This window comes from Neorhizobium sp. NCHU2750 (assembly GCF_003597675.1).
Lineage (GTDB): Bacteria > Pseudomonadota > Alphaproteobacteria > Rhizobiales > Rhizobiaceae > Neorhizobium.
Genome location: NZ_CP030827.1, coordinates 1,713,976 through 1,734,558, shown reverse-complemented (window position 1 = coordinate 1,734,558; position 20,583 = coordinate 1,713,976). Strand labels below are relative to the sequence as shown.

27 protein-coding genes are annotated in these 20,583 nt (G+C 61.8%); 13 read left to right on the top strand and 14 right to left on the bottom strand.

The window, feature by feature from the left end; translation table 11 throughout:
• The first annotated feature begins 24 nt into the window (after positions 1–24).
• The 3 genes from NCHU2750_RS08560 to NCHU2750_RS08550 are packed head-to-tail and all read left to right on the top strand — an operon-like array spanning position 25 to position 1,845.
• The gene (locus tag NCHU2750_RS08560) at positions 25–837 is read left to right on the top strand and encodes a class I SAM-dependent methyltransferase (protein ID WP_119940054.1); all 813 of its coding nucleotides are present in this window, start codon (positions 25–27) and stop codon (positions 835–837) included.
• A gap of 28 nt (positions 838–865) precedes the next feature.
• The gene (locus NCHU2750_RS08555) at positions 866–1,429 is read left to right on the top strand and encodes a DinB family protein (protein WP_119940053.1); all 564 of its coding nucleotides are present in this window, start codon (positions 866–868) and stop codon (positions 1,427–1,429) included.
• A gap of 2 nt (positions 1,430–1,431) precedes the next feature.
• Positions 1,432–1,845 (top strand): CopD family protein, encoded by a 414-nt coding sequence (locus NCHU2750_RS08550; protein ID WP_162939552.1) that lies wholly within the window; start codon positions 1,432–1,434, stop codon positions 1,843–1,845.
• A gap of 62 nt (positions 1,846–1,907) precedes the next feature.
• Here the strand turns inward: NCHU2750_RS08550 and NCHU2750_RS08545 are convergent, their stop codons facing one another.
• Genes NCHU2750_RS08545 through NCHU2750_RS08530 form a run of 4 tightly spaced genes read right to left on the bottom strand, consistent with a single transcriptional unit; the run spans position 1,908 to position 6,029 of the window.
• Positions 1,908–2,756: an ATP-binding cassette domain-containing protein gene (locus tag NCHU2750_RS08545; RefSeq protein WP_119940051.1), complete on the bottom strand. Its 849-nt coding sequence runs from the start codon at positions 2,754–2,756 to the stop codon at positions 1,908–1,910.
• Positions 2,757–2,797: 41 nt separating this feature from the next.
• Complete coding sequence (locus tag NCHU2750_RS08540; protein WP_349509026.1) at positions 2,798–3,787, bottom strand: ABC transporter permease subunit; 990 nt, start codon at positions 3,785–3,787, stop codon at positions 2,798–2,800.
• A gap of 25 nt (positions 3,788–3,812) precedes the next feature.
• A complete protein-coding gene (ssuD, locus tag NCHU2750_RS08535) occupies positions 3,813–4,988 on the bottom strand; it encodes an FMNH2-dependent alkanesulfonate monooxygenase (RefSeq protein ID WP_119940050.1) in 1,176 nt (391 codons plus the stop codon).
• A gap of 51 nt (positions 4,989–5,039) precedes the next feature.
• Positions 5,040–6,029, bottom strand: a complete 990-nt coding sequence (locus tag NCHU2750_RS08530; RefSeq protein WP_119940049.1) for an aliphatic sulfonate ABC transporter substrate-binding protein — start codon at positions 6,027–6,029, stop codon at positions 5,040–5,042.
• Positions 6,030–6,313: 284 nt separating this feature from the next.
• Here NCHU2750_RS08530 and NCHU2750_RS08525 point away from each other — a divergent pair, with 284 nt between their 5' ends.
• Positions 6,314–7,186: an NAD(P)-dependent oxidoreductase gene (locus NCHU2750_RS08525; protein WP_119940048.1), complete on the top strand. Its 873-nt coding sequence runs from the start codon at positions 6,314–6,316 to the stop codon at positions 7,184–7,186.
• An 80-nt stretch (positions 7,187–7,266) separates the two neighbouring features.
• Here the strand turns inward: NCHU2750_RS08525 and NCHU2750_RS08520 are convergent, their stop codons facing one another.
• The 3 genes from NCHU2750_RS08520 to NCHU2750_RS08510 are packed head-to-tail and all read right to left on the bottom strand — an operon-like array spanning position 7,267 to position 9,031.
• Entirely contained in the window at positions 7,267–7,755 is a 489-nt protein-coding gene (locus NCHU2750_RS08520) for an Lrp/AsnC family transcriptional regulator (protein WP_119943113.1), read from the bottom strand.
• 50 nt (positions 7,756–7,805) lie between these two features.
• Positions 7,806–8,453, bottom strand: a complete 648-nt coding sequence (locus tag NCHU2750_RS08515) for a uracil-DNA glycosylase family protein (RefSeq protein ID WP_119940047.1) — start codon at positions 8,451–8,453, stop codon at positions 7,806–7,808.
• Positions 8,444–9,031, bottom strand: a complete 588-nt coding sequence (locus tag NCHU2750_RS08510; RefSeq protein ID WP_162939551.1) for a thermonuclease family protein — start codon at positions 9,029–9,031, stop codon at positions 8,444–8,446. Before NCHU2750_RS08510 ends, NCHU2750_RS08515 begins: the two co-directional genes overlap by 10 nt.
• A 120-nt stretch (positions 9,032–9,151) precedes the next feature.
• Here NCHU2750_RS08510 and NCHU2750_RS08505 point away from each other — a divergent pair, with 120 nt between their 5' ends.
• The 4 genes from NCHU2750_RS08505 (at position 9,152) to NCHU2750_RS30415 (ending at position 11,575) form a co-directional block, all read left to right on the top strand.
• Positions 9,152–10,687, top strand: coding sequence for a sensor histidine kinase (locus tag NCHU2750_RS08505; protein WP_119940045.1), 1,536 nt, complete (start codon positions 9,152–9,154; stop codon positions 10,685–10,687).
• Between the two features lie 51 nt (positions 10,688–10,738).
• Positions 10,739–10,966: a hypothetical protein gene (locus tag NCHU2750_RS08500; RefSeq protein WP_119943111.1), complete on the top strand. Its 228-nt coding sequence runs from the start codon at positions 10,739–10,741 to the stop codon at positions 10,964–10,966.
• A complete protein-coding gene (locus NCHU2750_RS08495; RefSeq protein WP_119940044.1) occupies positions 10,938–11,270 on the top strand; it encodes a type II toxin-antitoxin system RelE/ParE family toxin in 333 nt (110 codons plus the stop codon). Before NCHU2750_RS08500 ends, NCHU2750_RS08495 begins: the two co-directional genes overlap by 29 nt.
• 98 nt (positions 11,271–11,368) lie before the next feature.
• Entirely contained in the window at positions 11,369–11,575 is a 207-nt protein-coding gene (locus NCHU2750_RS30415; protein WP_162939550.1) for a hypothetical protein, read from the top strand.
• A 117-nt stretch (positions 11,576–11,692) separates the two neighbouring features.
• On the opposite strand, the gene NCHU2750_RS08485 is transcribed toward NCHU2750_RS30415, so the two are convergent.
• Positions 11,693–12,085: a diacylglycerol kinase gene (locus NCHU2750_RS08485; RefSeq protein WP_119940042.1), complete on the bottom strand. Its 393-nt coding sequence runs from the start codon at positions 12,083–12,085 to the stop codon at positions 11,693–11,695.
• 9 nt (positions 12,086–12,094) lie between these two features.
• Positions 12,095–13,111, bottom strand: coding sequence for a nicotinate-nucleotide--dimethylbenzimidazole phosphoribosyltransferase (gene cobT / locus NCHU2750_RS08480; protein ID WP_119940041.1), 1,017 nt, complete (start codon positions 13,109–13,111; stop codon positions 12,095–12,097).
• An 85-nt stretch (positions 13,112–13,196) separates the two neighbouring features.
• Between cobT and cobS the strand changes: the two genes are divergently transcribed.
• The 3 genes from cobS to NCHU2750_RS08465 are packed head-to-tail and all read left to right on the top strand — an operon-like array spanning position 13,197 to position 15,037.
• Entirely contained in the window at positions 13,197–14,015 is an 819-nt protein-coding gene (gene cobS / locus NCHU2750_RS08475) for an adenosylcobinamide-GDP ribazoletransferase (RefSeq protein WP_119943109.1), read from the top strand.
• Between the two features lie 42 nt (positions 14,016–14,057).
• Entirely contained in the window at positions 14,058–14,339 is a 282-nt protein-coding gene (locus tag NCHU2750_RS08470) for a DUF1289 domain-containing protein (protein ID WP_119940040.1), read from the top strand.
• Positions 14,336–15,037, top strand: coding sequence for a TIGR02281 family clan AA aspartic protease (locus NCHU2750_RS08465; protein ID WP_119940039.1), 702 nt, complete (start codon positions 14,336–14,338; stop codon positions 15,035–15,037). Before NCHU2750_RS08470 ends, NCHU2750_RS08465 begins: the two co-directional genes overlap by 4 nt.
• Positions 15,038–15,057: 20 nt before the next feature.
• Here the strand turns inward: NCHU2750_RS08465 and NCHU2750_RS08460 are convergent, their stop codons facing one another.
• Positions 15,058–15,996: a quinone oxidoreductase family protein gene (locus NCHU2750_RS08460; RefSeq protein ID WP_119940038.1), complete on the bottom strand. Its 939-nt coding sequence runs from the start codon at positions 15,994–15,996 to the stop codon at positions 15,058–15,060.
• 70 nt (positions 15,997–16,066) lie between these two features.
• On the opposite strand from NCHU2750_RS08460, the gene NCHU2750_RS08455 reads away from it, so the two are divergent.
• Complete coding sequence (locus NCHU2750_RS08455; RefSeq protein WP_119940037.1) at positions 16,067–16,564, top strand: MarR family winged helix-turn-helix transcriptional regulator; 498 nt, start codon at positions 16,067–16,069, stop codon at positions 16,562–16,564.
• Between the two features lie 96 nt (positions 16,565–16,660).
• Here NCHU2750_RS08455 and NCHU2750_RS08450 read toward each other — a convergent pair whose 3' ends face one another.
• A complete protein-coding gene (locus NCHU2750_RS08450; protein WP_205583882.1) occupies positions 16,661–16,912 on the bottom strand; it encodes a hypothetical protein in 252 nt (83 codons plus the stop codon).
• Positions 16,913–17,058: 146 nt separating this feature from the next.
• Positions 17,059–17,964, bottom strand: coding sequence for a LysR family transcriptional regulator (locus NCHU2750_RS08445; protein WP_162939549.1), 906 nt, complete (start codon positions 17,962–17,964; stop codon positions 17,059–17,061).
• A gap of 124 nt (positions 17,965–18,088) precedes the next feature.
• Between NCHU2750_RS08445 and NCHU2750_RS08440 the strand changes: the two genes are divergently transcribed.
• A complete protein-coding gene (locus NCHU2750_RS08440; protein WP_119940035.1) occupies positions 18,089–18,826 on the top strand; it encodes an SDR family NAD(P)-dependent oxidoreductase in 738 nt (245 codons plus the stop codon).
• Between the two features lie 216 nt (positions 18,827–19,042).
• Here the strand turns inward: NCHU2750_RS08440 and NCHU2750_RS08435 are convergent, their stop codons facing one another.
• Both NCHU2750_RS08435 and NCHU2750_RS08430 read right to left on the bottom strand, forming a co-directional pair.
• Entirely contained in the window at positions 19,043–19,426 is a 384-nt protein-coding gene (locus tag NCHU2750_RS08435; RefSeq protein ID WP_119940034.1) for a lysozyme inhibitor LprI family protein, read from the bottom strand.
• 142 nt (positions 19,427–19,568) lie between these two features.
• A complete protein-coding gene (locus NCHU2750_RS08430; RefSeq protein WP_119940033.1) occupies positions 19,569–20,573 on the bottom strand; it encodes an AraC family transcriptional regulator in 1,005 nt (334 codons plus the stop codon).
• Positions 20,574–20,583: the final 10 nt, after the last annotated feature.

Genomic DNA, 20,583 nt, shown 5'->3' with positions numbered 1-20,583 from the left:
TCGCAATAACGAGGATGAAGGTTCATGGCGAAGATCGACGAAGACGCATTGGCGGAAGCCTATAACCGGGCGCTCGCGCTGGAAAAGGCCGGCGATTTCGATGCCGCGGTCAAGGCCTATCAGCAGGTGCTCGAAATCGACCCCGAGGATCACGGCGGCGCCTCCGTGCGGATCGCCTCGATGGGCCGCGGCGAGGCTCCGCCCAAGGCGCCGGACGCCTATGTCGAGACGCTGTTCGACCAGCATGCCGAAAGCTTCGAAGACATTCTCGTCGAGCAGCTCGGCTATGCCGTACCCGTCATGGTGCGCCAGCGGCTGCAGGAGCGGAAGCTCGGCCCGTTCAAGCGGATGCTCGATCTCGGCTGCGGCACGGGGCTTACCGGCGGCGCGCTGCGCGACATGGTGGACGACATCACCGGCATCGACATTTCGGAAAACATGGTCGAGATCGCCCATGAGAAGGATCTCTACGAGACGCTCTATGTCGCCGAAGTCGAAGACTTCCTCGAAGACAATGACGACGACGCTTTCGACCTGATCACCGCTACCGACGTGTTGCCCTATCTCGGCGCGCTGGAACCTCTGTTCTTCGGCGCGGCGGAGAACATGGTGGCCGGTGGCTTGTTCATCTTCTCGTCGGAAGCCATTACCGCGGAAGATGGCGCGGCCACCTATGCCGTCGGCCCGCATCAGCGCTTCCTGCATGCACCGGCTTACATCCGCGCCCGGCTTGTCGATACCGGCTTCGAGCTCGTCGAGATGAGTGACATCAACGTGCGCATGCAGGACGGCAATCCGAGCCCCGGCCATCTGGTCATCGCCAAGCTGAAGGGCTAGTTTCTTCGCTTCAACGGGGAACGGCTTCATGACGCCGGAGCGCACTTTCATCGCCCAGGCCTATAACAATGCCTGGGCCAATCACCGGATCCTCAAGGCCTGCGCAATGCTATCCGAGGGTGAGCTTGCCGGACCGCGCGTCAGCTTCTTCTCCTCGATCATCCATACGCTGAACCATATCCTGACGGTCGACTGGCTCTATATCGGGGCACTGGAAGGGAACTGTCCGGGGAGCGCTGCCTTCGATCCGGAAATCCCCTATCCGGCATTTGCCGATCTGGCGCGCGAGCAGCGCCTCGCCGACAGACGCCTGATCGACCACTGTCGCGGCCTGACACCGGAGACGCTTGGCGCGGAGGTTCGCATTCCGCGAAAGACGCATATGCAGGTGGAGCGCGCCGACCGCATCCTCATGCATCTGTTCCAGCACCAGATCCACCATCGCGGACAGGTTCATGCGATGCTGTCGGGCACATCGGTGAAGCCACCGCAGCTCGATGAATTCTTTCCTGCCGACCCTGCCGAGCAGGCGTTGCGCGCCAATGACCTGGCCGAACTCGGCCTTACCGAATCCATCATCTGGAGTGAATGAGAATGCTCTATTTCGTCATTAAGGCCCTGCACCTTCTGTCGGATTTCCTGCTCATCGGCGGCATGCTGATGAATGCCTTCGTGATTTCCATGGTGCCGGCGCAGATCCGCGTCGGGGTGATCGTGGCGCTCAGGAAATACGACCGTACTGTCACGACGGCAGCCCTTGCGGGCGTGTGGATCTTCGGCCTGTGGCTCGCCTTCGCTTATACCGGCTTTGCCGGCAATGGCTGGCTGCATGCCAAGATCCTGCTGGTCGTCATCCTGTCGGCGCTGCACGGCATGCAGCAGGCCGCCATGCGCAAGATGGCCGCCGATCCGAAGCTCGACCCGAACGCCTTCGTGCGCGTGGGCATGCCGGTCATCCTGATCTGTCTCGTGCTGATCGTGGCGCTGGCCGTGATCAAGCCGTTCTGATTGCCGAAGCAGAGAAAGCCGCAGACATGGTCCGCGGCTTTCTCTTTATTTGAAAGGCTCCTTCAGCCCCGCCCCAAGATCCGGTCCAGCAATTGCCCCTCCAGTTCGGCCAGAGCCGGATCGCCATGACGGCGCGGGCGGGGTTGGGGGATATCGAGATCGAGGCTGATGCGGCCTTCGTCGAGAACGATGACCCTGTCGGCGAGATGCACGGCTTCGGCCACATCATGGGTGACGAGGACCGCGGTGAAGCCGAGTTCACGCCAGACATCGGTAACGAGATCCTGCATGCCGATGCGGGTCAAAGCGTCGAGCGCGCCGAGCGGTTCGTCGAGCGCCAGAAGGCCGGGGCGGCTGACCAGTGCGCGGGCAAGCGCCACCCGCTGCCTTTGCCCACCGGAGAGTTTCGACGGCCATTCGGCGGCCTTCTCGGCCAGCTGTACGGCGGCGAGCGCCTGCCCTGCCCGCTCGCGGCCCCTCGCCTTCGACACACCGTCGCCAAGTCCCACCGCCACGTTATCGGCAACCGAAAACCATGGCAGCAGGCGCGGCTCCTGGAAGACGATGCGGGCATTCGGTTCCAGCGTTTCGCCATCAGCTCCGTAGAAGGAAATCTCGCCGCCGGTCGGCGCGTCCAGCCCGACCAGCAATCTCAAAAGCGTGCTCTTGCCGCAGCCGCTCTTGCCGACGATGGCGACGAACTGGCCGGCCGGCACGTCGAGATCTATGCCCTTCAGAACATGGTTGGCGCCGAAAAGCTTGTCGACGCCACGCAGCCGCAGTCCTGCCGGCTGCGGCGAAGCCTCTTCTATCGGCTCGGGAGGTGCCTCGACGGGCTGGAAATTCAGATATTCAACCAGTTCGCTATCGGAGATGAAGGCGAGCGGTGACTGAAAGGGTCCGATCGGCATGGCTGTTCTCCTCATCTCTGGCCTGATCATTTCTGGCCTGATCATTTCTGGTAAGCGATATTCCAGGCAAGCGCCCGGCGTTCCAGTGTTCTGGCAACAACATCGGCAAGCTTGCCGAGTATGGCGTAGATGACGAGCGACAGGACCACGACGTCGGTCATCATGAATTCGCGGGCGGTATTGGCCATGTAACCGATGCCGGAATTGGCGGCGATCGATTCCGACACGATCAGCGTCAGCCACATGATGCCGAGCGCATAGCGCAGGCCGACGAAGATCGAAGGAAGCGCGCCGGGAAAGATGACTTTCCTAAACAGCGACCAGCTGCTCATGCCGTAGACGCGGCCCATCTCCACGAGGTCGCGATCGACATTGCGGACGCCGTGATAGGTGTTGAGATAGACCGGAAAGAGGACGCCGAGCGAGGTCAAAAACAGTTTTGCCTCCTCGCCGATGCCGAACCAGAGGATGACGAGCGGGATCATCGCCAGATGCGGAATGGTGCGCAGCATCTGCAGCGTGGTGTCGGTCAGCTGTTCGGAGAGTTTCGACACGCCGTTGGCGATGCCGAGCAGGAAGCCGATCGAGCCGCCAACCAGAAGGCCGGCAAAGGCACGCGCACCGCTGACGGCGATATTTTCCGCCAGTTCGCCCGAGAGCAGCCTTTCCCAGAAGGCGGCAACAACGGCCGCCGGTGCCGGCATGATGCGATCGGCGATGATGCCGGCCGATGAGCCGGCCTGCCATAGCAGGATCAATGTCACCGGCAGGAGATAGGGCAGCAAGCGGCCGTCATTGGCAAAGCCGCGGATCAGCCTCTCCCTGGCAGCGCCAGTGTTACTGCCGGCCGCCCTGGTGTTCTTTGTCTCACCCGCTTCGGAGAGGATGCGCGGGCGATCTCCAACCCGCGCACCTTTCTCCGCCGCAGCCCTGGGAGGGGATGTCGTGCCGGTTCGTGCCACCGGATTATTGTCTTCGTCGGCAAGGCGCCTGATGCGGCCGCCATCGGAAAACATGTCGATTGTCGTCATCGTATTCGCCTCTCGCCGGTCTGGTTCAGGATGCAGCCACCGCGCGGATGGTCGAGTGGCCGCCGCCGCCGAAGACATGCCTTTCGCCACCGAACTCGTTGCCGAAGCCGGCGCGCTGCTGTTCGCGCGTAATCCCCAATTCCGGGAAGAGAAGCTCGGCGACGCGATAGGCCTCTTCCAGATGCGGATAGCCGGAGCCGATCACTGTCTCGATGCCGAGATCCTGATATTCCTTCAGCCGTGCCGCTACCGTCTTCGGCGATCCGACCAGCGCCGTACCGGCGCCGGAGCGCACCAGACCGATGCCGGCCCAGAGATTGGGGGAGACTTCCAGCTTGTCGCGGCGGCCATTGTGCAGCGCTGCCATGCGGCGCTGGCCGACCGAATCCGAATCCCTGGCGAAATGCGCCTGCGCCTTGGCGATCGTCTCGTCGGAGAGTTTCGAGATCAGCCTGTCGGCGGCCTGCCATGCCTCCTCATCCGTTTCGCGGACGATGAAATGCAGCCGGATGCCGAAGGAGACGTCCCTGCCCCGCCTTTCGGCCGCGGCACGCACTGCCTTGATCTTCTGCTCCACCTGTTCGGGCGGTTCGCCCCAGGTGAGGTACTTGTCGCCGCGGCCGGCAAAGAATTCGATGCCGGCATCCGACGATCCGCCGAAATAGAGCGGCGGGCGCGGCTCCTGGATGGTCGGGAAGCCGAGCTTGGCATCCCTCGCCTTGATGTGTTTGCCGTCGAGATCGGCATGGCCCGTGGTCACCAGATCTTCGAAGACCTGGAAGAATTCCTCTGCATGGGCATAGCGCTCGTCATGTTCGAGAAAGATGCCGTCGCCCGCGAGTTCCGACGGATTGCCGCCTACGACGATATTGAGGAGCAACCGGCCGTTCGACACCCGGTCGAGCGCTGCCGCAAGGCGGGCGTAATAGGCGGGCGCGGCGGTGCCGGGGCGGATCGCCACGAGGAATTTCAGCTTTTCCGTGAAGGGCGCCAATGCTGCGGCGGTGACGAAGGATTCCTCGCAGGAGACCCCGGTCGGCAGAAGCACGCCGGAATAGCCGAGACGGTCGACGGCCTGGGCGAGCTCGCGCAGGTAGCGATGCTCCGGCGGGCGGTTCAGGTCGCTTCCGCCAAGATAGCTGCCGTCGCCGGCCGTCGGAATGAACCAGAGAAAATCGATGGGTTTTGCGTGATCGGTCATGGTGAAAATCCTTGATCTCTATCGGGCGGGCTCGAAAATGGGGGGAGCGGCTCAGCTCGCCTTCGGGCGCCAGACGATGTCGCCGACATCGAGTTTGCGCGGGATGATCTTCAGGTCGTAGAATTCGTCCGCCAGCGCCTGCTGGTATTTGACCGCATCGTCGGAGACGGTGGCGACGGCGCCGAGATCGGCACCCTTGCGGGAAAGGACCACTTTCGTGATGTCTTCCGGCACGCCGGTGATCGAGGCGATCGCCTTTACCGTCTCGTCGAAATTGGCCTGTGCCGCACCGCCGACCTTTTTCAGTTCGTCGATGACCTCGACGATCAGTTCGCCATTGGCAGCGGCAAAGTCACCGTTTCCGAGGAAATAGCTCCAGGTATCCAGAATGCCGTCGGCCGTCGTCAGTACGCGGGTCTGCGGATCGGCTTCCGCAATCGCCGTATAGGGATCCCAGATCGACCATGCGTCGATCGAGCCGTTCTTGAAGGCGGCAGCCGCATCCGGCGGCGCAAGGTCGACCAGCGTGACATCAGACGGTTGAAGGCCGCCCTTGCGGAGCACCTTGACGGCGACGTTATGGGCGCTCGAACCGCGCTTGAAGGCGAGCTTTTTGCCTTTCAGGTCCTCGATCTTCTCGATCGGGCTATCCTTGCGCACCAGAATGGCCGAGCCTTCGGAACTGCCGCGATAGGTGCCGACATAGACGAGATTGCCGCGGGCTGCCTGGGCAAACAGCGGCGGCACATCGCCGGTCGGGCCGAAATCGAGCGCACCGGCGCCAAGCGCCTCGAGCAGCGGCGGCCCGGAGGTGAATTCCGACCAGGAGACCTTGATGCCGCGATCGGCAAAGCGCTTTTCGAGCGCGCCCTGGCTTTTGGCCAGCGCCAGAACGCCGTTCTTCTGCCAGCCGATGCGCAGTTCCTTCGTCGCCGCCATGGCTTGGCCACCGAACGGGAGGGCCATTCCGGCCGTTGCGGCGCCGATCAGCGCGAGTGCCTGCCGACGTGTGTGCCGAAATGTGTTGATGCCTGTCGCCATGGAAATCTCCCTTTGCTCTTCTTCGGGTCAGCCATCGTTCCCATGACTGCGCTCCCTCGATGACAAAAGGCTCCCATACTCTATCGACTTGGTCGACATTCCATCGTTTCAAAAAATGCCCGTTCGAGGAGATTTCATTTCTCCAAATCGGAGCGATCGGAATGCAAAACTGCTAAATCTCTATTGGCCGCCGTTTTCGGAATTTGATTTTTTCGACGTTTTTGCCTTGCGAAGACCATGCTTTGTTCTAATCGTGGCTATCGGAGAAATGACGGAGGTTCGGCATGGCGAAAGTGGCATTCATCGGTCTCGGCGTAATGGGGTTCCCGATGGCGGGACATCTCAAGGTGAAGGGCGGCCACGACGTCACCGTCTATAACCGCACGGCGAGCAAGGCTGGCGACTGGGCGGCGAAATTTGGCGGGCACACGGGCGCGACGCCGGCGGAAGCCGCCAGAAATGCCGATTTCGTCTTCACCTGCGTCGGCAATGACGACGATCTCCGCTCGGTGACAACGGGCGAGACCGGCGTTCTTTCGGCGATGAAGAAAGGCGCGGTGCTGATCGACAACACGACGGCCAGCGCCGAAGTGGCGCGCGAACTCGGGGAAGCGGCGAAAGACAAGGGCATCGATTTCCTCGACGCTCCAGTGTCTGGAGGCCAGGCCGGGGCTGAAAATGGCGTGCTCACCGTGATGTGCGGTGGCGAACAGGCGGTGTTTGATCGGGCAGAGCTGGTGATCGGTGCCTATGCCCGCATGGTCGGCCTGATGGGACCGGTCGGCAGCGGCCAGCTGACCAAGATGATGAACCAGATCTGCATTGCCGGCATCGTCCAGGGGCTTGCGGAATCCATCCATTTCGGCAAGCAGGCCGGGCTCGACATCGGCAAGGTCATCGACGTCATTTCCAAGGGTGCCGCCGGCTCGTGGCAGATGGAAAACCGCTACAAGGCGATGGATCAGGGCAAATACGATTTCGGCTTTGCCGTCGACTGGATGCGCAAGGATCTCGGCATCGTGCTGACGGAGGCCCGCCGCAACGGCGCCAAGCTGCCGCTCACTGCCCTTGTCGACCAGTTCTACGGCGACGTGCAGGCCATGAGCGGCAATCGCTGGGATACATCCTCGCTGCTGGCACGGCTGGAGCGAAAGTAGCGAAGAAGACCCGCCTTTGCGAGCCCTTGTAATATTTGTTGGGGCTATGGAGGCGGAGAGCCCGCAACCTCTTTACCGCCTCAGTCGTCGCCGGATTTCTGGTTGTCGAGCAGCATGTAGTCGAGCGGCAGTTCGGTCGTGTACTTGATCTGCTCCATGGCGAAGACGGAGGAGACGTCGCGGATCTCGATCTTGGAAATCAGCCGCTTGTAGAAGGCGTCATAGGCGGCGATATCCGGCACGACGACGCGCAGGAGATAATCGACGTCGCCGCTCATGCGGTAGAATTCTACGACTTCGGGGAAATCGACCACCACTTCGGAAAAGCGCTTCAGCCATTCGATCGAGTGGCTGGCGGTGCGGATCGAGACGAAAACCGTCACCTTGGTGTTGACCTTGCCCGGATCGAGCAGCGCCACGCGACGGCGGATGACGCCATCCTCTTCCATCTTCTGGATGCGGCGCCAGCAGGGCGTCGTCGACAGACCGACCTTCTTGGCGAGATCCGCAACCGCCAGAGTGGAATCCTCCTGCAATATGCGCAGTATCTTGCGGTCCAGACGATCCATCATTGTCCCCTTTCGAAATGATTTTCCATTATAGACCTAATTCTGAGCAGTTAACCGAAATTCGTTTCGCGTATCAAGCTATCCACAGCCTGCCTCATCACCGGCAGCACGTCTTGTTCGAACCAGGGATTTTTCTTCAGCCAGGCCGTATTGCGCCAACTCGGATGCGGCAGCGGCAGTAGTCTCGGTCCGTCGTTAACGAGAAAATAGTCCCGCCAGTTCCGCACCGTCTCCGTCATGCTCCTGGCGCGCCGCCGTCCCAGATGCCACGCCGCAGCATATTGCCCGACGACAAGGATCGTGTCGATCTGCGGCATGGCCGACAGAACCTCATTTCGCCAGGCGGGCGCGCATTCGCGTCTGGGAGGAAGGTCGCTGCCCCTGGCGTCATAGCCCGGAAAACAGAAGCCCATCGGCACGATGGCAATGCGGCTTTTATCATAGAACTCTTCGCGACTTACGCCCATCCAGTCACGCAGCCGATTGCCCGAGGCATCGTTGAACGGCAGGCCGCTTTCATGCACCTTGAGCCCCGGCGCCTGCCCGGCGATCAACAGTTTCGCCGTGGGAGACAGGATTGCGACCGGTCGTGGCTCGTGCGGAAGCGGATCGCCATGGAGCGGCTGATCGCGACAGATCCGGCAGGCAGCGATCGCTGCCGTGAGATCGGCGAGCCGGCGCGGATCGGTCACGACCATGGCCACAGTCTCCCGATCCACTCAGCGATGGCCTCGAGGCTGATTGCTGCCCTGGGCGCGTCGTCCCCCGCGCGGCCGATCCCTCTCGCCTTTCGCCATGCCGCCGGCGTCTCGAAGGGGCCGGACCAAAGGCCCTTCCCCTCACCGCGCGCAGCCGTTTCCTCGCCGCCATAGCGACCATAGGCGACCGCCATGCCCCGGCGGACGAGATCGGCATTGATGTCGAGATCGCCCAACCTACAGTCGACCAGCAGACGCCCGTAGCGATCCCGGGCTGAGCCTGCGCACCGAATGTCAGGTGAAGAGGCAAGTTTCGACAATGCCTCTCGCGCGACACTGCCGCATGTCCACACGTCGTGCCCATCGCCACCGCAGGTCTGGTCCTTTTCCGGCGCGTCGATGCCGATCAGCCTCAGCCGCTCACCATCTGTCGCCAAGGTGTCGCCATCGATTGCAAAGAAGGGACCAGCGATGCTGCTCCCACCGCCGAGATCGATTTTGGCGATGATCAGGCAAGAGAGGACGAGGAAGGCGCAGAGAAACAGGCCATCCTTCAGGAGCTTGGCAAGGCGGGTCACGATCCGGTCCCAATCACAAAGGGAAGCTTCAGGAAAATGGCAAACAAAACCTTTCACGGCAGTATCTTCTTAAGGTTTGGAACATAAGCTCTCAATCATCCGAGGAATTAGTTCACAACAATGAGTAGCGGCGTCAGTACCTCGACCGACAAGATCATCGTTGATCGATCGCGTGGCCACCGCAACAAGGCGGTATCGAAGGCCGTTCGCGCGACGCGTGAACGTTTGCAGCTTTCGACCACCGGCAACCAGGCTTTCGATCGCGACATGCTGTCGATGCATGTGAATACGGTGCTTCAGTCGGCTGCGGTCATTCCCCTGTTCATCGCCTTTGCCGCGGGCATCGGGCTTTATCTTTCGCCAGGCACCGATCTCATCGGCTGGGCATTGTTGATGCTCAGCCTGCATGCGATCAACCTTCTCCTGGCGCGCCGTTTCTCGCGCAAGGAAATTGCCAATACGGAATCGGCCAAGTGGCGCCGGCGACTTCTCTGCGCACAGATCCTGCTGGGCATAGGCTGGGCCATCTTTGGCTATCGGTCCTGCCCGACCTGCGGCGGCGACAGCTTCTATTTCTACAAGGGCGCGGTGCTGCTGTTTGCGATCTCGATTACCGCGATGAGCAGCTTCATGTTGCGTCAGAGCGTGCTGATCGGCTTCCTGCCGGTCGTCGCTGTCCTGATGTTTTCGGCAGTCAAAACAGGAAACCTGCTCGACATCGGACTGACCGCAATCTGCGCCACGGCCGTGGTCTTCTTCCATTTCGTCGGCGACAGGCTCTATCGCACCAATCTGACGCTGATGTCCTACCAGTCGGAAAAGGACGACCTGATCGCCGAGCTGGAAGTGGCGAAATCGATGTCGGACGAGGCACGCCGCCGCGCGGAAGAGGCAAACCTCGCCAAGTCGCGTTTCCTCGCCTCCATGTCCCACGAGCTTCGCACCCCGCTCAACGCCATCCTCGGATTTTCCGAGGTGATGAGTTCGGAAGTGCTCGGGCCGCTGCCGAACCCGACCTACCGGGAATATGCAGGCGACATCCACAGTTCCGGCGAACACCTGCTCAACCTCATCAACGAGATCCTCGATCTGTCGCGCATCGAAGCCGGCCGTTATGATCTCAACGAGGAATCGCTGTCGCTCCTCGAAGTCGCGGAAGATTGTATCGGCATGGTACAGTTGCGTGCGCGGGCCAAGAATATCGGCATCAAGTCGCAGTTCGAGCCTGGCATGCCGATGGTGTGGGCGGACGAGAAGTCGATCCGCCAAGTCATCCTCAACCTGCTCTCAAATGCGGTCAAATTCACCACCCAAGGCGGCGAGATTTCCGTCAAGGTCGGTTGGACGGCGGGCGGCGGCCAATATGTATCGATCAAGGATAACGGGCCGGGCATACCGGAAGAGGAAATCCCGATCGTATTGTCGGCCTTCGGTCAGGGATCGATCGCCATCAAGAGTGCCGAACAGGGAACAGGCCTCGGTCTGCCGATCGTCCAGGCAATCCTTGCCAAGCATGACGGGCAATTCGTGCTGCGTTCCAAGCTGCGCGAAGGAACCGAGGTGATCGCCATCCTGCCGGCCACCCGCGTGATGCAGAGCCTGCCGGCCGTCGAGGATACCCCCACGATCGAACGCCGCCGCCGCAGCTTTGCCTGAGAGCGACCCGAGGGCCTTTCGCAACAGCGGTTTCAGGTGCATATTGGCGCCATGACAACATTACTCGACATGGCCATCGAAGCCTCCCGCGATCTGCCTGCAGAACTGCAGGACGAACTGGCGCGCATCATGCTGAGTTTCGTCAATGAGGGTTCAGACTTCCACCAATTGACAGAGCAGGAAAAGGCGTCGTTTGACGTTTCACTTGCTCAAGCCGCACAAGGAGAGTTTGCATCTGCCGAAGAGCTGGATGCAATCTGGTCGAGATACGTCAAGTGAAGCTGCGCTTCACGCTCCAAGCTTCGCGCGAACTGGAAGAGGTCTCGGCTATCTCGCCGGCCAATCGCCTCAGGCGGCACAAAGAGTGGGCCAGCGTATTCGCGAGGTACTTGATCGCTTATGCCAGCATCCATCGAGTGGCATAAAGACAGATCACATGAACATGCGCAGGATCGTGGCAAGTCCCTATCCCTATATAATTTTTTATCTGGCTGAGGGCGATATCGTGGTCGTTGGCGTCAGGCATGCCGCCCGAGATCCCGAGACCATGCCGGGCACCAAGCCCAGCCCTTCCGATACCTGAGTTTTGCCGGTCCAAGAATCCGCCCGACGGCTCAAGCCTTACATGATAGAAACCCAGCTCCGCCCCCGAACCAGAAAGCCGATTCAGCGGCGACACTCTTGACGGTCGCCGACCCTGCGCCTCGCCTCGCTGGCGATGCGGATCTCCTGCCCCGCGGCCCACGAGCGGGCGTGCTCTGCAAGATGAAAGATGCGTTCCGTCACCTGTCCGTCCTCGCAGACACGGACAATCCACTTGAAGTCATTTTCGAAAATTTCGACCTTGCTATCGGACAAACTGATCGATCCATATTCTTCAAAACATGACAAATGCTAATTTTTTTGACCTATCGGTGTCCACCCCCAGATTTTGCACTCGACGGCTCGGCAAGGGTAAAACGCGGTTCACGATGACGTCATGACAGGCCGATGCACAGCCAAAGTTCAGAGAAAAAGCGACCGGATTACCACGTAGAGCGCAAAAAGGCCGTTGGCGGCGAGAAGGCAGAAGACGGCGAAGGAACCGAGATCCTTGGCATGGCGGCCGACGGTGGATATTTCCGGTGAGATTCGGTCGACCAGTTCCTCGATCGCGGTATTGAGCGCCTCGACGGCGAACAGGACGAGCATGAGAATGAGGAAGACGAGATAGTCGGTCGCGGCCGCCCCGACGGCGGCAAACAAGATCACCCCCGCGACAAGGGCGATGATCTCGTGACGAAAAGCCTCTTCGTGCCAGAGGCGCAGAAGGCCCTGCATCGAATAGCGGGTCGCGGCAATGATGCGGCGGACACCGCTCGGCTTTTCGCTATTGCTGTCGAGCGGTGTCCTGTCCATGAAGCCTCGTTAGTCCTTGTTGGTAACGCCGGCCTGGTCGAAGGTCGCCATGCCGGAATGGCAGGCCGCCGCCGACTTGACGATGCCGGCCGCAAGCGCCGCACCGGTGCCCTCACCAAGCCGCATGCCGAGCGCCAGAAGCGGCGTCTTGCCGAGCTTTTCGATCGAGCGAAGGTGACCGGGTTCGGCCGAGACGTGGCCGATCAGGCAATGGTCGATCGCCGACGGATTGGCAGCCTTGAGGATCGCCGCGGCGGCAGTGACGACATAGCCGTCGAGCAGGACCGGGATCTTTTCCATGCGGGCGGCGAGAATGGCACCCGCGATGGCTGCGATCTCGCGGCCGCCAAGGCGACGCAGGATTTCCAGCGGATCGTCGAGATGGTCCTTGTGGGTTTCCACCGCCTGCTTGACGACAGCGATCTTGCGGGCAAGCAGGTCACCGTGGGAGCCGGTGCCGGGACCGACCCAGTCCTCGGCCTCGCCGCCATAGAGCGCCAGATGGATGGCGGCGGCGATGGTGGTGTTACCGATGCCCATTTCGCCGAGGCAGAGAAGATCGGTGCCGCCGGCAATCGCCTCCATGCCGAAGGCCATGGTCGCGGCGCAGTCGCGCTCTGAGAGAGCGGCTTCGGTGGCAATGTCACCGGTCGGGTATTCGAGTGCCAGATCGAAGATCTTGAGGCCCAGATCATGGGTGACGCAGATCTGATTAATTGCCGCACCACCTGCGGCAAAATTCTCCACCATCTGCTGGGTCACGGACGGCGGGAAAGGCGTAATGCCGTGGCGCGTGACACCGTGGTTGCCGGCGAAGATCGCCACGAGCGGGCGGGTGACGGCCGGTGCCCGGCCTGTCCAGGCGGCCAGCCAGAAGGCAATTTCCTCAAGCCTTCCAAGCGCTCCCGGCGGCTTGGTCAACTGCGCGTCGCGATCGCGGGCAGCGGCAAGCGCCCGCGGGTCCGGCCCCGGCAGATTGGCTATCAGGTTGCGGAAATCATCGAAAGGCAGGCCGCTCACGCTCATGGATCAAGTCTCTCTCGTATTGACCGGCGCGCTTGTGTTTGCCGGCAAATCGCGCTTTGTGTGCGCCTCTCTTAATCGCCGAAACATGGAGCGACAACTGCCAAACGCGACCGAATTTATCGCTGACCTCGCCCGCTCAGTGGCATTCCTCAGCCGCATACCCGTGCCGGACAGGTTTTTCATGGGCCATAACGGCTCGTTTTCCCAGTCAGTGCGGGCCTTTCCACTGGCAGGCGCGGTGATTGCGCTCGTGCCGGCACTCATTCTGTACGGGTTGTCGCAGGTTTGCGATCCGCTTGTTTCGAGCCTGATCGCGATCTCGCTGATGACGCTGATGACCGGCGCACTGCACGAGGACGGACTTGCAGATGCAGCCGATGGCCTCGGCGGCGGGCGCGACAGGGACCACGCGCTCGACATCATGAAAGACAGCCGTATCGGCTCCTACGGGGTCGTGGCGCTCATTCTGTCGCTCGGATTGAAGATTGCGTCTCTGGCGGCGCTGGCACGATTCGACTCAAGCCTTTCGGCGGTATCGATGCTGGCGGCCGCCTGTGTCAGCCGCGCCGTGATGATCTGGCACTGGAGCGCACTCCTGCCTGCCCGCACCAGCGGTGTCGCCGCGTCGCTCGGAGCACCAAGCCAGGCAGCACGCAATGTGGCGTTGTTGACCGGCGGCGTAATGGGGCTCGTGTTCATCGGCTCGCATCTCGGCATCGTGGTTGCCATCTTCGTACTCGCAGTCACGGCGGCCGTCGGCCAGTCGTTCACCGTTTTCGTGCGCCGTAAGATCGGTGGCCATACGGGCGATACGATCGGTGCCAGCCAACAGATTGCCGAGGTGACGATCCTCGCAATCCTTGCGCTGATCGCCCCCCTGCTGTGGTCGGCCCCCTTGCCCTGATCGCCCCTTGCCCTGATCGCTCGAACCCACGATATAGGTGTGATGATCTCGCCCTGCATCCTTGTCTGCTCGATCGACGAAAAGACCGGCTATTGTTTCGGTTGCGGCCGCACGCGCGACGAGATCGCGTCCTGGATCGGCTATTCGGATGCCGAGCGGCAAACGGTCATGGACATGCTGGCGGCGCGTCTTCAGACGGTGGAGCGCAGGCCGAGACGCGAGACCCGGCGCCAGCGCATGGCGAGAGAGCGGATCGAAGGCGAACTCGCGTCGGACGGCATGGCAGGCAGCGGGCGGACGGGACCGGAGAAGCAGACATCATGAACCGCCTGACCTTCGTGCTTCTCGTACTCGGTGCCGGCTTGGCACTCTTGATCTTCAACCATGACTCCGGCCGCACCTTCGGGATCGACAACAACGATTTCGGCCGGCTGATCTACATGATCCCGATCGCCGGATTGCTGGGCGCCGGCATCGTTGCCGGCCGGCGTGGCGCGATGAACGAGGTTCTGCGCAATCTCGCCGTCTGGCTCGTCATCATTCTCGGTCTGGTCGCCGCCTATCTCTACCGCAATGACGCCAACCAGTTTGTCGGCCGCATGACCGCAGGCCTGCTGCCCGGCCATGCGGTGGTGGTGACCGGCAAGGACGGCGACGAGGTGGTCATCCAGAAGGCGATCGGCGGCCATTTCCAGGCGAATGTGTCCGTCAACGGCAAGACGATCCAGATGCTGGTCGATACCGGGGCGAGCAGCATCGTGCTGTCCTTCGACGATGCGAAAGCGATCGGCATCGATACCGACGGGCTCGCTTATACGATCCCGGTGATGACCGCCAACGGGCAGGCAATGGTGGCGCCCGTCAGGCTCAACGAGATCGCCATCGGCCCGATTTTGCGGCGCAATGTGCGGGCGATGGTGGCCGCGGACGGCCGCCTCGACGAGAGCCTGCTCGGCATGAGTTTCCTGTCGACCTTGAGTTCGTTCAACATGCAGCCGGACGAACTGAGGCTGAGGGACTGATTGCGGCGCTGGCGACCGCTTCACAGGGTGAAGACGATACGCTCGGCGCCCTCCTCTTCCTTCCACACATGCTCGATGTCGGCGAGCGGGACCACACGGGTGGCGGTATCGAGACCAGCCGATCCGGCCGCGGCGAACATGTCGGCGATCGACGAGATGAGGTTTTGCAGCGAGACCGAGCCGATGCCGCTGCCCATCATTTCTATCGAGGATGAACGAAGCACGGCGGCCGGCATCAAAATCTCGCCGCCGGCCATGGAGCCGATCTGGACGAAGCGGATCGCCCGTCCGTCCGGTCCTGCCTTGGCGCCGGCAGCCAGAATGGCGCGCGCGCTGTCGCCCCAGAGATAGTCGAGCACGACGTCGACGCCCGAGACAAAATGCGGTTTGAAGCGGCCTTCGAGATCATCCGCCACGAGCGGCACGATCTCGTCGGCACCCGAGGCTTCGAGAACGGACAGGTTGCGGCCGGTGGCTATGATCTTGCCGGCGCCCATATGCCGGGCGATTTTGACCGCGAGCCGGCCGGAGGTGCCCGTCGCCCCGTTGATCAGCACCGTCTCGTTGGGCTTGAGCCTTGCCCTGTGCCGAAGGGCCGCCCAGGAGGACATGCCGGGATTGGCAAGCGCTGCCGCCGTCACGTCATCGAGATCATCCGGCAATGCCACGCAGCGTGCGGTATCGACCGCCGCCTGTTCGCCCATGGCACCATAGGGTGCCCGCGGCATGGCGAAATAGACCCGCCTGCCATCGGAAAGCCGGCCGACACCATCGACACCCGGCACGAAGGGAAAATGACTTTCGACGCTGTAGTGCCGGCCTACGGCGCGCATGCGGGTCAGGTGGCTGAGGGCGGCAGCAGAGACATGGACGACCAACTCCCCATCCTGCCGGGCCGGCGCGTCGAACTCGCCATAGACGGGCGCCATGCCGGCACCTTTCACGATTGCGGCCTTCACTGCACTCTCCTTTCACGGATCCGATTTATGTGTATAATGCACACATATCTTCAAGGCAGAGACTGCGTCAATGAATAATGTGCAAAATACACACATATCCCGCGGTGACGGGATAAGTGCGAAGCTGAAGACCCTGCATGGCTCTCTGCTGGACATCGTCAACGTGATGAACCGGCCGCAGCGCGACGAGGTGCTGATCAGGGCGGCCGGCATCAAGCTCGACCGCGCGCTGTTTCCCCTTCTCGTCATCGTCGAGCGTGCCGGCCCGATCGGCGTGGTCGAGCTGGCTGACCGGGTCGGCCGCGACCACACGACGGTAAGCCGCCAGATCGCCAAGCTCGAGGCGCTGGGGCTCGTCGAACGACGGCCGGGGACAAGCGACCGCCGCGTACGCGAGGCCGCCGCCACGCAGGACGGCAAGGCGATGACGCTCAGGATCGATCAGGCCCGAGAGCGGATCGCGCGGGCCGTGTTTTCCGGATGGAACCCGGAGGAGTTCGACGACATGGTGCGGCTGATGCGCAAGCTGGCGGACGCAATGATGAAGGATCCGGAGGGTGAAATGTGACAGGGGTTGGGAGGGTTCGTGTGCGGGGGACTGATTGAGATACCCTCTGCACGCAGCTGCCGCCGAGCGCTTCAGCCTACCGGCTTGTTGCGGTAATCAGCCTTCCATCAGGTCTTTCCGCGTTCGTTGCCATTCATGCCAGCAATTTTCGGGATCGATATCCAGGTAGCCGCGTTGCTCGTCCATCTCTCGGGCCACGTCGATTGGTACCGCGATTGTCTCGCAGTTATCCCGAATCTCGCTGACCTCTGCTTCGGTCAGAGGACTTCCCTTGGCGCGCTCTCGATTGAGCAGGATAGCAAGCAGGCTGGGAACCGGGTACAGAACCAGGTATTCCTTCTCGCCCATCCGATATCCTTTCGCGCATTGAATTCTGTGTAGAGCGCAGCTGCAGCTAACCATTATCAGACTGCCGCCTGCCCAGCTATCGGGCCGATCCGCGCAGGATGGTAGTCCCGGCCCATCGTACTTTCATGCAGCCGGTCTTCTCTCACTCACCGCAAGCGCAGTTCCGGCTCCCTGTCGATACAGTCCGCCATGAACTCGATGAAAGCCCGGGCGCCGGCTGTCGATTTTCGGCCGGTGGAGGTGACGGCATGGATCGGGACGGGATCGCCGCGAAATTGCGTGAACACGGGGCGGAGACGGCCGGCTTCGATATCCTGCCGGAACATCCAGGTCGGCCCCTGCGCGATGCCCAGGCCGGCGATAGCGGCGGCATGGACGCTTGCGGCATCGTTGGTGCGGAAGCGCGACGGGGTCGCAACCGTGAATGCCCCCTGATCACCGCGAAACCGCCATTGCCTGGACGTGCCCTCGAAGAGATATGGCAGGCAGTGATGCTGCGCGAGATCCGCCGGCGTCTGCGGTTCGCCATGGGCGGCAAGATAGGCTGGCGACGCGGCGACAACTGGCTGCAGCGCGCCGATCTGGCGGGCGATGAGGCCGCTATCGGGCAGCGACCCGATCCGGATAGCCACATCGATCCCATTCTCGACAAGGCTGACATAGCGTTCGGAGACCTCCATATCGATCGAGATATCGGGGAAATGCACCATGAATTCCGGCAGGTTCGGGGCGATGAGCCGGCTGGAGATCACGGCGGGTGCGGCGACACGGAGCCTGCCGGCCGGCTCAGCATGGCCCGAGCGGATCAAGGCCTCGGCCGCATCGAAATCGGCCAGCATGCGCAGGCTGAGGTCATAGAACTGCCTGCCGGCATCCGTCACCGTCATGCCGCGCGGGCTGCGTCGGACAAGCTGCGTGCCGAGACGGGCTTCAAGCGCCGTCATTTCCTTGCTTACCGTCGACTGGGCAACGCCTGCCACCTTGCCAGCATCGGTGAAGCTTCCGGTTTCCACCACCCTGCTGAACAGGCGCATCCTTTCAAGATGATCCAAGGTAAATCCCGTCAAAAATTCCAGATTGGAATATCTTTAATCGATACATGCCAGATAGGAAACGCCAATCCAACACCTACCTGTTGCCCGCGCCAAAAGATGCGCTGATTTAAGAAGGTAGAAAATGTCCAAACTCGAAGGAAAAGTGGCTGTCATTGTCGGCGGTTCGACCGGAATGGCATTGGCGACGGCCAAGCGGTTCGTGGCCGAGGGTGCCCGGGTCTTCATCACTGGCCGCCGCCAGGACGTGCTGGATGCGGCGGTGGAAGAGATAGGTGGAAATACCGAAGGCGTCGCAGGCGATATCGCCAGCAATGACGATCTGGATCGGCTTTATGAGGTCGTGAAGCAGAAGGCAGGTCACGTCGACATCCTCTTCGTCAGCGCCGGTGCGCCGGCCAGCCCGACCGAACATGTGACGACGGCGACGATGAACGATTTCCATACGACATTCAGCATCAATGTCCGCGGCGTGCTGTTTGCCGTGCAGAAGGCCCTGCCGCTGATGCCGGACGGAGGTTCGATCATTCTCAACAGCTCGATTGCCGGGCAGATCGGATTGGTGGGCGCCGGGCTTTACTGCGCCAGCAAGGCGGCGGTGCGGTCCTTCGCCAGAACATGGGCGATGGAGCTGAAGGACCGGGCGATCCGGGTGAACGTCATCAGCCCCGGCCCGATCGACACGCCGTTTACGAAAAACGCGCCGCAGCAATGGAAGGACCAGATGACAGCCGGGGTGCCGCTCAACCGTTTCGGCCGGCCGGAAGAGATCGCCGGAGCGGCACTGTTTCTGGCATCGGATGATTCAAGCTATGTCAACGCGCTGGAACTGAGCGTCGACGGCGGTTTTACGCAGGTCTGACGGGATTATGAGCAGGATCGGTTTGCTCCGATGGAGGCACGGCGTGCAGGTCGATCCACTATTACGTACTCCCCGGCTGCCATTCCCAAAATCGGCAAGCCGGCTACAAATTGGTGCGCGTGGAAAATCTGGCCGCACAGGGATTCATCTTCCTCACCGGGCCTTCGGCCTACTGTGGCTTCGCGTCCTGCGTCCAGCGCCATCAGGTGCGATAAGTCACTGCTTCTCGGACCCGTAACTTTCGAGTTCCTTCGCCCGCTGCTCGATGACGCTGGCCCGGCAAGCGGGGAAGCTGATGACCTGTCCCTCCCGGCCGAAATCGCTCATGTAGAACTGGCAGGAGCTTTCCTTGTAGGCATTCCAGAGGCGCTGCTCCGCCAGCAGGGCCTTTTTCGCTTCGTCGCGATCGGCGAAGCCGGCATTCAGTTCCTTCCAGACCTTGTTCAGCCTTGCATCGGCACGCGATACCCAATCGCCGCCGCATTTGGCGAAGGCGGTGTTCGTCCCGTCGGCCTGATCCATGCATTTGTCATAGAGGCTGTCTGCCGAGGCATGGGCCGCGGGCATCAGCAACAGGAGGGTGAAGAGCAGCTTTTTCATACAGATATTTCCCAACTTGCTTGGCATCGGTGGAGCTGAACATGGTCACCGACCAATAATGCCCGGCAGATTTGCGGTGCAGGATCCGTTACAGGCCCCTTGAAAACAATCTCCGCGCCATGCACGGCGTGGCCCCTGCCGCTTACCCCGTGGCGGCCAGTTCCACCACGCCCGACGTCGTCACCTCGCGTGCGCGAAAATGGCTTGGCGGATCGCCGATGATGCGCTTGAAGGCGCGGCTGAACGAGGCTTCGGCGTCATAGCCCAGCCTTTCGGCCGCCACGGCCACCCGCATGCCGTCCTTCAGCCACAGCCGCGCCTGATGCATCCTGACCCTTGCGACATAGCGGGCCGGCGTTTCGCCGACGACGCGGGCGAAGCGTTCGGCAAAGCCGGAGCGGGAGGCGCCCATCAGGCGGGCGAGTTCGGCAACGCTCCAGTCGCGCTCTGGCTCCAGATGGATGGCGGCGAGAACGCGGCCGACTTCCGGATTGCGCACCGCGGCAATCCAGCCGCTGGTATCGCCGCAGCCATGTTCGACCCAGGTGCGGATGATCGTGGCGGTCAGCACGTCGGCAAGCCGTGCCAGAATGCCGCCTGCGCCCACCCGATCCATGTCCACCTCATGGGCCATGGCATCGAGCAGATGCGGAATGGCCGGCTCGCTGGTGGCGAGATCGGATGTCAGCATGGCCTCGGGCATCAGTTGCAGCAGCGGGTGCAGTTTGTCGATGTTGAAGCGCATCGAGGCGGTCAGCGCCACCGTGCCGCAAAGCGCATCGGCACATTTTATGTCGAAGACGCCCTGGCAGACCTCCTTCTTGCCATAGCGGCCGAAGGGCAGCGGTTCGACATCCTCGGCGCTGGCGAGCACATGGGCATCGCCACGTGGCAGAAGCACCGCATCGCCGGCATTCAGTTCCAGCCATTCGCCCGACGGCGTCTTGAGCAGCGCCCTGCCCGACGAGATGAAATGAAACCGTGCGGCCTCTTCGGCCGGAAAGGCTGTTGCCCAGGGGTCGGAAAGCCGGCAGCGACCATATTCGACGCCATCGAGGCGTAGGCCGCGCAGCATTTCCGACAAGGGATCGGCGGCAGCGGCGATGGAAAACTGGGACGACGGAGATTTGGACGATCTGTCAAGCATGACGGATTTT

Coding starts and splice junctions, on each gene's coding strand:
- NCHU2750_RS08440 (WP_119940035.1), top strand. CDS start 18,089: ATGTCCAAACTCGAAGGAAAAGTGGCTGTCATTGTCGGCGGTTCGACC.
- NCHU2750_RS08500 (WP_119943111.1), top strand. CDS start 10,739: ATGACAACATTACTCGACATGGCCATCGAAGCCTCCCGCGATCTGCCT.
- cobT (WP_119940041.1), bottom strand. CDS start 13,111: ATGAGCGTGAGCGGCCTGCCTTTCGATGATTTCCGCAACCTGATAGCC.
- NCHU2750_RS08550 (WP_162939552.1), top strand. CDS start 1,432: ATGCTCTATTTCGTCATTAAGGCCCTGCACCTTCTGTCGGATTTCCTG.
- NCHU2750_RS08505 (WP_119940045.1), top strand. CDS start 9,152: ATGAGTAGCGGCGTCAGTACCTCGACCGACAAGATCATCGTTGATCGA.
- NCHU2750_RS08545 (WP_119940051.1), bottom strand. CDS start 2,756: ATGCCGATCGGACCCTTTCAGTCACCGCTCGCCTTCATCTCCGATAGC.
- NCHU2750_RS08470 (WP_119940040.1), top strand. CDS start 14,058: ATGATCTCGCCCTGCATCCTTGTCTGCTCGATCGACGAAAAGACCGGC.
- NCHU2750_RS08555 (WP_119940053.1), top strand. CDS start 866: ATGACGCCGGAGCGCACTTTCATCGCCCAGGCCTATAACAATGCCTGG.
- NCHU2750_RS08495 (WP_119940044.1), top strand. CDS start 10,938: ATGCAATCTGGTCGAGATACGTCAAGTGAAGCTGCGCTTCACGCTCCA.
- NCHU2750_RS08465 (WP_119940039.1), top strand. CDS start 14,336: ATGAACCGCCTGACCTTCGTGCTTCTCGTACTCGGTGCCGGCTTGGCA.
- NCHU2750_RS08455 (WP_119940037.1), top strand. CDS start 16,067: ATGAATAATGTGCAAAATACACACATATCCCGCGGTGACGGGATAAGT.
- NCHU2750_RS08520 (WP_119943113.1), bottom strand. CDS start 7,755: ATGGATCGTCTGGACCGCAAGATACTGCGCATATTGCAGGAGGATTCC.
- NCHU2750_RS08530 (WP_119940049.1), bottom strand. CDS start 6,029: ATGGCGACAGGCATCAACACATTTCGGCACACACGTCGGCAGGCACTC.
- cobS (WP_119943109.1), top strand. CDS start 13,197: ATGGAGCGACAACTGCCAAACGCGACCGAATTTATCGCTGACCTCGCC.
- NCHU2750_RS08450 (WP_205583882.1), bottom strand. CDS start 16,912: ATGGGCGAGAAGGAATACCTGGTTCTGTACCCGGTTCCCAGCCTGCTT.
- NCHU2750_RS08525 (WP_119940048.1), top strand. CDS start 6,314: ATGGCGAAAGTGGCATTCATCGGTCTCGGCGTAATGGGGTTCCCGATG.
- ssuD (WP_119940050.1), bottom strand. CDS start 4,988: ATGACCGATCACGCAAAACCCATCGATTTTCTCTGGTTCATTCCGACG.
- NCHU2750_RS08515 (WP_119940047.1), bottom strand. CDS start 8,453: ATGGTCGTGACCGATCCGCGCCGGCTCGCCGATCTCACGGCAGCGATC.
- NCHU2750_RS08560 (WP_119940054.1), top strand. CDS start 25: ATGGCGAAGATCGACGAAGACGCATTGGCGGAAGCCTATAACCGGGCG.
- NCHU2750_RS08430 (WP_119940033.1), bottom strand. CDS start 20,573: ATGCTTGACAGATCGTCCAAATCTCCGTCGTCCCAGTTTTCCATCGCC.
- NCHU2750_RS08540 (WP_349509026.1), bottom strand. CDS start 3,787: ATGACGACAATCGACATGTTTTCCGATGGCGGCCGCATCAGGCGCCTT.
- NCHU2750_RS08485 (WP_119940042.1), bottom strand. CDS start 12,085: ATGGACAGGACACCGCTCGACAGCAATAGCGAAAAGCCGAGCGGTGTC.
- NCHU2750_RS08435 (WP_119940034.1), bottom strand. CDS start 19,426: ATGAAAAAGCTGCTCTTCACCCTCCTGTTGCTGATGCCCGCGGCCCAT.